This is a genomic window from Leyella stercorea, from assembly GCF_021531355.1.
GTDB lineage: Bacteria > Bacteroidota > Bacteroidia > Bacteroidales > Bacteroidaceae > Prevotella.
Window position 1 is genome coordinate 1 of record NZ_JADYTS010000099.1, and the last position, 8587, is coordinate 8587.

Consider the following 8587-nt stretch of genomic DNA (forward strand, 5'->3'; position numbering starts at 1 on the left):
AATCATACCACTCCCCTCCCTGCGGGGGAGGGGCCGGGGGTGGGGCTTTTCCCTTTTTGTTTTTACTCTTTCACAAACTCTGCGTATATCTTGTCCGCAATCTCCTTCATCTCTTCAGCTTCAAGCTTGAGCTTGGGATTGCTGAACAGCATGTCCTTCTCCGACTGCATAGGGATGAGGTGGATGTGGGCATGAGGCACTTCCAGTCCGAGAACGGCCTGGCCTACCTTGATGCATGGGAATGCGCGCTTGATAGCCACAGCCACCTTCTTGGCGAATACCTGGTATTCGGCTATCTCGTCGTCGTCCATGTCGAAGATATAGTCTACTTCGCGGCGCGGAATTACGAGGGTATGCCCCTTCACCAATGGGTTGATGTCGAGAAAAGCGTAGAACTTGTCGCTCTCGGCGCACTTGTAGCTGGGAATCTCACCAGCTGCGATTTTTGAGAAAATATCCATATCGTTTAAGTTTTTAATGAGTATTCTCGACGGTGTTTAAACCCGTCTCAGCGGAGTTTTATTCCACTGTGATCTTGTCGATACGCAGGTGGATAGTGCCGCGTGGAATCTTGATTTCCACCTCGTCGCCCACCTTATGGTTGAGCAGTCCCTGTGCTATAGGGGTTGTGATAGAGATTTTGCCCTCGCGCAGATTGGCCTCGCTCTCGCTCACGATGGTGTAGGTCATCTTGGCTTTGTTGGCCAGATTGGTCATTTCCACCTTTGAGAGAATCTGTACAGAATCGGTGCTCAGACGCGACGGGTCTATAATCTTGGCCTCAGAGATAGCCATCTTGATGCGGTTGATTTTTTCCTCAAGATGAGCCTGTGCCTCCTTGGCGGCATCATACTCTGCATTCTCGCTAAGGTCGCCCTTGTCGCGTGCCTCTGCGATGGCGGCCGATGCCTTTGGGCGCTCTACTGATTCGAGCTGTTTGAGTTCGGCTACGAGCTTGTCGTAACCTTCTTGTGACATGTAAGCCATAATTGAAAATTTGATTAATTTATTATTTTGTTTTTTCGAAAGGCAATAAAAAAAACAAGAATTCCGACACTGGTCCTGCTGTCGGAATTCTCATTTTCCTGTTGCTCTAAAGTTAATATCTTGACTTTAGGTGTGCCAACCAGATGTGTGTGCTTGTTGGTGGCACTCCGTATGTATTGTCCGTGAATGTTTTGCAAAGATAGACATTTAAATCCATATAAACAAGACTTTCAGTCGAAAAACTTGTTTTTACGGTTTGTAAATTTACAAAACTATCAAAAAATGGTATTAACAAACGGTAAATGATTTTGGGCTGCGCTTGCTTTTTCATATCTTTGTAGACATGAAGAGATTGTTTTTGGCACTGGCGCTTTACATATGCACAGAGTCGGCACACGCACAACACCATATTGTAATTGCCGACATGGATACACGACTGCCCCTCACGGGTGCAATCGTGTCTACTGATGCGGGCGAACGTGCCGTAAGCAATCATTTTGGACGTGTCAGCCTGGAACGGGCATGCCGCAGTGCTACGGTGTCTGCCAAGAACTATATGCAGCGTCGTGTGGGCGTTGCCGATATGGCGCGCGATACAATCCTGCTCATACCACAGGAGGTGGTGCTCGATAATGTCGATGTCACTGCCCCTAAGCTGGGCTTCGACATGCAGAAGGCTCTGCGCTCGGTCAAGGAGAACGCCAAGCTCAACGAGCAGGCCCAAAAGGGCTTTGACATGCTTGGCGTGTTCTCGCTGATGTTTCCGTCGAAGAAGAAGTCGCGTGCCGAGAAAATCAAGAAGATTCTTGAACGCTATTGAACATAAAACAAATCATCAAATATAAATCTATTGTAAAGTAAAGTATTGAACGTATGAAGATTCTACCAGCCAATCCAACGCATGCCGCCGACATTGCGCGGCTCATCATTACCGCTATGACCGACGACTGCTGCCAGTTTCTTGTCGGACCTAATCACACACTCGAAGATTTCTACAACACCATGCTCCGACTTGTGCTTATGGACGACTCGCAGTACAGCTGGCGCAACGCCTTTGTGGCTGTCGACGACGAAGCTGCTCCAGACGACATCGAACACGCTCCGGTGGCAGGAGCCATTGTGGGATACGACGGAAAGGATCTGCACCGTCTGCGCCGCAGATTCCAGGAGGCTGCCATGGCCGACTGGCAGATGGACTACTCCAACATGGACGACGAGACCGCCGAGGGCGAATTCTATCTCGACTCCCTTGCCGTATATCCTCACTATCGCAAGCGCGGCATAGCCTCACAACTGCTCAATCGTTTCATCGAACATGCTGCAAGTCTCGGACTGCCTGCCGCTTTGCTTGTAGACAAGGGCAACCCCTCAGCCGAACGTCTGTACACCTCGTTGGGTTTCGAGTATTGCAACGACGCCACATGGGGCGGACACGCCATGCGTCATCTTGTGCATAAATTAAAGTAAGGAGAGTATAGCTCCTATACAATATTTGCATTTCCAGCATTGTTGGATACAAATGTATGAACCTCATTGCAGAGGTTGTTTTCTTATATGTTACAGCAAGCATCCAGATAGTCGGCCAGCATAATCCAGCCTGTTGCATGCTCCTTCTGCAGCCAGATTTCAAAAATCACATCAATAAATGCTGTAAAATGCTTTCACCATGTGAATGAGGATAAGGCACGAAGCAGACAACTAACAATAGTGCCAAAAATATGGCTACGATTATTACCGTCCCCCATTTTACAAGCGACGGAGGAATTTCGCCTAAAAGATTGCGGACTTTCTCTGAACGTAATTCTATATCACTGGGTCTCTTCTTTCTCATATTCTTATTCTATAATTGTTAATACTACCGATAATAAGTTAGCTATTCAGTTTCCAAGCTCAAGCTGATTCTTGACTAAGTTATAGTATGCGCCTCTCTTTTCAATAAGAGAAGCATGATTGCCGGTTTCAACTATCTTTCCTCCATCGACAACAATTATTTGGTCAGCATTTTTTACTGTCGATAAACGATGTGCCACCACAACTACTGTACGTCCTTTATAGAACTCGTCAAGGTTCTCAACTATTGCCCTCTCGTTTCTTGCATCAAGAGCATTAGTGGCTTCGTCTAAGAAAATAAAATCAGGCTTCTTATAGACTGCGCGAGCTATAAGTATGCGTTGCTTTTGGCCTTGGCTCAGTCCGACTCCGTCACGCCCGATAAGAGTGTTGTATTTCAATGGGAGCGACATTATATAATCATGTATGTTGGCTATCCGTGCGGCCTGTTCCAAACGCTCCACATCCACTTCTCCGTCATCAACTGCGATATTCCGGGCTATGGACTCGGAGAATATCACTCCGTCCTGCATGACCACTCCACAATGGCGACGCCACCACTTGAGGTTGTATTCATTAATGTTTCGTCCTGCTATAGAGATAGAACCGGCTATAACCCGATAATAACCGAGCATAAGTTTAATTAGGGTGGTTTTTCCACTTCCCGACGCTCCGACAATAGCAGTCACTTTTCCAGATTGTATGTTAAATGAAACATCCTCAAGCGTCTTCTTCAAAGCATGAGGATCGTATTTGAAATCTATACCTTCAATCCTGATTGACTTTTCAGCATCAAATGCTTTTGCCTGATTCTCTTTGGATTCCTCGTTCTTACCTTCATGAATCTCGTTGATTCGTTCAAGGGAGATTTTCACATCCTGCAAAGAATAGATGAATGTCATAAATTGCTCAATCGGGGAGTTGAGCTGCCCCACGATATACTGGATGGCAAGCATCGCGCCAAGTGTAATCTGACCGTTTATCACAGCAGTCGCAGCAAAAACTGTTATCAATATGTTCTTGACCTCATTGATGAATATGGAACCAGCCTCCTGTGTCTGTTGTAGTTTAAGCGATTTCATTTGAACTTTAAACAAGTCGGCCTGTGTGTCTTCCCATTCCCACCGCCTGCGCTGCTCACAGTCCTGCAGCTTTATCTCCTGCATCGACGTGATAAACTGGTATGTCTTGTTTTGGTTAATCGCCTGTTGCTCGAATAACTCATAATCAATCACTTTCCGACGTCGTAGGAATGAGGATATCCATAATCCATAAGCAATGCTGCCAGTGACAAAAATCCCAAATATTATTTTATCGAAAATAAGCAGGACAATACCAAATATCATGAAACTTAAGAAAGTGAAAACTATATTCAATACCTGTCCCGTAAGGAATTTCTGTACACGCGAATGGTCTCCTATGCGCTGCAACAAATCGCCCATGAGTTTTGTGTCAAAAAACGACATTGGTAGCTTCAGCAACTTAATGAAGAAATCACTAACCAATGAAATGTTTATTCGCATGGAGATGTGAAGTAATAGCCAGCGACGTATAAAATCAGTGGCAGTACGCCCTATAACAATCATCAGTTCGCCCAATAGTACAAGCCATATAAAGCCTATGTCACCATTTTTGATTCCTACATCAACGATAGCTTGAGTTAGAAAAGGCAAAATCAACTGTAGAATGCAACCCAACAGCAGACCAAGTATAATTTGAACAAAATACTTTCTGTATTGTTTTATGTATTCCAACAGATATCTAAAAGATCTTTTTTTAGGTACATGCTCTGTCATTTGTTTATAGAAACTTTCAGTCGGTATCAGCTCCATTACGATTCCACATGGTTCTCCATCATGTTCTGAGCTAATCCAATGATTTTCAAATTCCTTTTTTGAATAAGAAATCAATCCCTTTCCAGGATCTGCAATTTGGTAGTGTTTTCCATTTTTTGAGATACTATAAAGAACGACGAAATGATTTTGGTTCCAGTGCAAGATACATGGAAGAACTATTTTATTAAGTTCGTCAGTGGAAGCAGCCACAGTTGTTGTGTTTAGTCCGATACTTTTTGCACCGTCCGTAATCCCAAGCATTGACACTCCTATGATATTTGCATGGCAAAAACTGTCAAGATATTCAAGACTATAGCTTTTCCCATAGTGATGGCATATCATTGAAAGACACGACACTCCACACTGCATGGAGTCATGCTGTTTTATCCATTTAAATTTATTGGTATTAAGAATCCACTTCATTTTTTGAGGTATATTGAAATCACAAATTCACGTCCACGGAGTTTGTTTGAACGTTCATATTTCGATAAGGTGCCATATGAGGTATAACTGTACTCTTTTTTATTAAGCAAGTTGGTGATTGAAGCAGAAACCTCTATACGTTTGCTTATGTTGAAAGTAAGTTTTGTGTCAAGTATAAACATTTTCTTGTAGTGTCCTTCTTCAATCTGATTACGATAAAATTCACCTCCTGTAGTCCATGTTATTAAGGAGCATGGCGTGACTGTCATGCTTCCTGAATAAATGAATTTGTTGGAACTGCGACTTGGCATATCTGATATTTTCAACATAGATTTTTCCCATGAAAAACGAAAATTCCAATTTAATAAAGTCAAAATGTTACCGTTGACGAAAGGTGACAATGAAAACGAATCATTAGTATAAGCTGTCTTGCTACCTTGCGACAACAGACTGTTTTCCATCCTCATGTAGTTTCCTTTCAAGCCTATAGCACCTCTCACGAAATCAATGGTCTTGCTTACATTAAAATATGCCATGGCATTGCGTGAATCTGATGGCATGGATTTATAGGAGTAGAAAACATAATCATTGATGAGTTCCTGCACAGTTCCGAATTTTGACTTATTCCATCCATAACTACCTAAAGCCATTATGAATATCCCACTTGGGGCATTTCTATAATTAAAAGTGGCAGAAAGGGATTGTCCGGAGGAAGTGTAATAGTCATCAACTCCAGAACTGAATGAACGGTAATCTGTGAGTATAGAAGAAGTGTGGATGTCATGCAATGATGCCGGAGAACGTCTTGCGCTCCCACGTACAGTAAGCGACAACCTTGGTGTGAAACGATACCTTGCTGCAAGAGAGGGAGAAAGAAAAAGTTCAGTGCGATTGTTCATAACTCCAGAAAAGAAGTAAGAATATACGTTAACAGGAACGTTTAGTGTAAGTTCCAATTTTTGGTAACTCCACTCAAATTTTGGAGATACAAATACACGCAGATAGTCAGTGGTAAGCGCTTCTGCTCCTACCATGTCAGCCATATCTACACCGAACAAATCAGTATTAAGTTTTCTGAAATATCCCGATAGCCCTGCGTCAAGAGATAGCAAAACCTTGTTGAATACAAAGCCAAGTGATGCTCTTTCGTCAGTGTATAGAGAGTGTTGCTTTATGTTTTGCCCGTAACTATTTCCGTTACGATTTATTGTCAGCTTTTCCGGAATTGAGTTCCATTCGTTACGACTTGCGAAAGTGACAAGCTTGTTATTGCCGAAGCGTTTGATTACTTTTAAGAGATTGCTTACTGAGTATTCTGGTATTTGTGCTGACTGAATATTGGGTATTGATCCAATGGTATTCAGCGTCAAATCGTTCCATGATATATCAGTGGATAAAGTATTGTTTAGAAAATATGTTTTTTCGTTTGCTTCATATATGAACTTTCCGGTTATGGCATCTCTACGAGATCGCGAGTTCTTGTTTTCAAATATGATTTTATCTCCCGATTCAAGAAAGTAGGTTGTAGAACTTGCACCATGTGCCGAAACACGGTCGTAGTTATAGTCAATCTGTGCTCTGAATTCTCTGCCTTTAGCTGTTTTCAGTAAATGACTTGAAGACACCATCCATGAACGATTGAAATAATTTCTATTTCGCTGTAAGTTTGGCGTAATAGGAGTTGATAGAGAAACATATCCGTCTATTGTTTCATCCTTTCTGTCTGAAATGAAATCCATAAGTTGATTCGACAAATTCTGCCCCACATTATTTCCTCTGAATGTGGTTATCATCTGGTATTTTCCAGTTACCATCATTGTGAAGATGTCTCCTTGCCAAAGTAATCCTTTCGGTTGTTCAGAGAAACCTTCTGCCAATGTACCGTGAACAAGAAGTGTTGCCTTTGACTTGTTTTTCATCTTCAGATTTATTGCAGCTTGATCAGAAAAACTCAATCCGCGTAGTACCTGCATCGGCTGATGATTTTCCATAACTTCTACTGCACCGATATCATCGTATGATATGCCGTTTGTTGCTATTCCGTACTTTCCGCCTAAAAGGTCATTTCCCTCAATATAAAACTTATTAATGTCGATACCTTGATATTGTATCTTACCGTTATTGCTCACATCAATCCCTGGCATGCGTTTCAACACATCCCCAATAGTCCTGTCTTGTCTTTGAGCGAAACTATTCACTGTATATGTAATAGTATCACCATTCTCACGTATGCGATTAGCTTTAACAACAATTTCTTGGAGTTGTAAAGCTCCCTTTTCCATCTTTATAACCAAAGATTTACCTTCAAGAACCAAAGGTGCCGAATATGACTTATAACCAATCTTTGCAGCGTTTATAGAAAGTTTCTCGCTCGTTGAAGATAGTTTGATTGAGAAATGTCCATCAAGGGTACTGACACCGTATGCCAATATCTTGCCATTATCATCCTTTATTAGAATATTTACACCCGATATCGGTGAATTGTCAGATGACTGGACAACAGAACCTGTTATAATGTTTTCTGCCAAGACATTTAGACAGCCTGTCATTATTGTGAATATGAGCACAAATAATATTTTCATATAATGGGATTATTTTGATACATGAGGATAATCTCTCTCTTGAAAATCATATTGAGCATCAGAGGGAACATATTGAGTGGAATTGCCATGTAGTGTATTCATAGAAATAGCGAAATTGCCTTTGATATATTCCTTATACATCTTTTGAAGATATTCCTGTCTAAACTTCAATTTGTAGGGTCTGTTCCTAATATATAGTCTTATGCCCACTGGTTGTAAGTTTTGAGTATAAAGACCTATCGCTTTATACGTATAATGATTTTTTTCATCGTTTGCTTCTAAAACAAGTCCAGGCAACCCGAATAATTTCCATGGTCCTTCATTTATAGGGATGTCGGGTGAAAACCAAACTTTCCAAATACGTCCTCTATAATTACATGTGGCAAGTTGGCAAATATAACCCATAATCTCTTTTGTCTCTGACGCAAGTTCCCAGACGGGGTGGTCTGTAAGTTCTGTATACGAGTAAGCATCTCCTGCTATTTTCCTATATACCATAGTCTCCCCATCATTAATATTGCGAAATAGAAATTCTCGTTCAATACCACCAATAGGTTTATACTCTGTTTGCCCAACAGGATTCATTTCCCGATGTAGTTTTTCATAAAGAGCATAATTAGATTGTAGTAGAGAATCTGCCCACATTCTTTTAGTAGGATAAAACATAGCGGAAGTTTTACCGACTCTCAGAGTCATAAGGTCGGAATAGCTTCGATACTTCAAAGTGTCTGTTACTGTAGTTTTGATGTAATGAACTTCAAGTATGGCAGACTCCTTATTTTTAATAATTTGTGCTCCCATATTTGTTGTTACAAAAAGCGACAGGAATAAACTGATATATTTCATACGTATAATCAGGTTCTTCCGTTAAATGCGTAGACGCTTGTCGTGTAGAGCGTATAGCTTTAACGTGAAGAATTCATCATTTCT

At 41.6% G+C, this 8587-nt stretch carries 7 protein-coding genes; 2 read left to right on the forward strand and 5 right to left on the reverse strand.

Annotation, left to right across the window (positions count from 1 at the left end; all coding sequences use genetic code 11):
- Positions 1-62 precede the first annotated feature (62 nt).
- The gene (locus I6E38_RS13620; protein WP_235394508.1) at positions 63-461 is read right to left on the reverse strand and encodes an HIT family protein; all 399 of its coding nucleotides are present in this window, start codon (positions 459-461) and stop codon (positions 63-65) included.
- Positions 462-519: 58 nt separating this feature from the next.
- Positions 520-987, reverse strand: a complete 468-nt coding sequence (gene greA, locus I6E38_RS13625) for a transcription elongation factor GreA (RefSeq protein WP_235394509.1) — start codon at positions 985-987, stop codon at positions 520-522.
- A gap of 343 nt (positions 988-1330) precedes the next feature.
- Here greA and I6E38_RS13630 point away from each other — a divergent pair, with 343 nt between their 5' ends.
- Both I6E38_RS13630 and I6E38_RS13635 read left to right on the forward strand, forming a co-directional pair.
- Positions 1331-1807 carry a hypothetical protein gene (locus tag I6E38_RS13630; RefSeq protein WP_235394510.1) on the forward strand — a complete coding sequence of 159 codons (477 nt, stop codon included), beginning with the start codon at positions 1331-1333 and terminating at the stop codon, positions 1805-1807.
- A 53-nt stretch (positions 1808-1860) separates the two neighbouring features.
- Positions 1861-2454 carry a GNAT family N-acetyltransferase gene (locus I6E38_RS13635; RefSeq protein ID WP_235394511.1) on the forward strand — a complete coding sequence of 198 codons (594 nt, stop codon included), beginning with the start codon at positions 1861-1863 and terminating at the stop codon, positions 2452-2454.
- A gap of 410 nt (positions 2455-2864) precedes the next feature.
- On the opposite strand, the gene I6E38_RS13640 is transcribed toward I6E38_RS13635, so the two are convergent.
- The 3 genes from I6E38_RS13640 to I6E38_RS13650 are packed head-to-tail and all read right to left on the reverse strand — an operon-like array spanning position 2865 to position 8503.
- Positions 2865-5075: a peptidase domain-containing ABC transporter gene (locus I6E38_RS13640; RefSeq protein WP_235394512.1), complete on the reverse strand. Its 2211-nt coding sequence runs from the start codon at positions 5073-5075 to the stop codon at positions 2865-2867.
- On the reverse strand, positions 5072-7657 hold the full coding sequence (locus I6E38_RS13645; RefSeq protein WP_235394513.1) for a TonB-dependent receptor: 2586 nt from the start codon (positions 7655-7657) through the stop codon (positions 5072-5074). The genes I6E38_RS13640 and I6E38_RS13645 overlap by 4 nt, the downstream gene beginning before the upstream one ends.
- 9 nt (positions 7658-7666) lie before the next feature.
- Entirely contained in the window at positions 7667-8503 is an 837-nt protein-coding gene (locus tag I6E38_RS13650) for a GLPGLI family protein (protein ID WP_235394514.1), read from the reverse strand.
- Positions 8504-8587 lie beyond the last annotated feature (84 nt).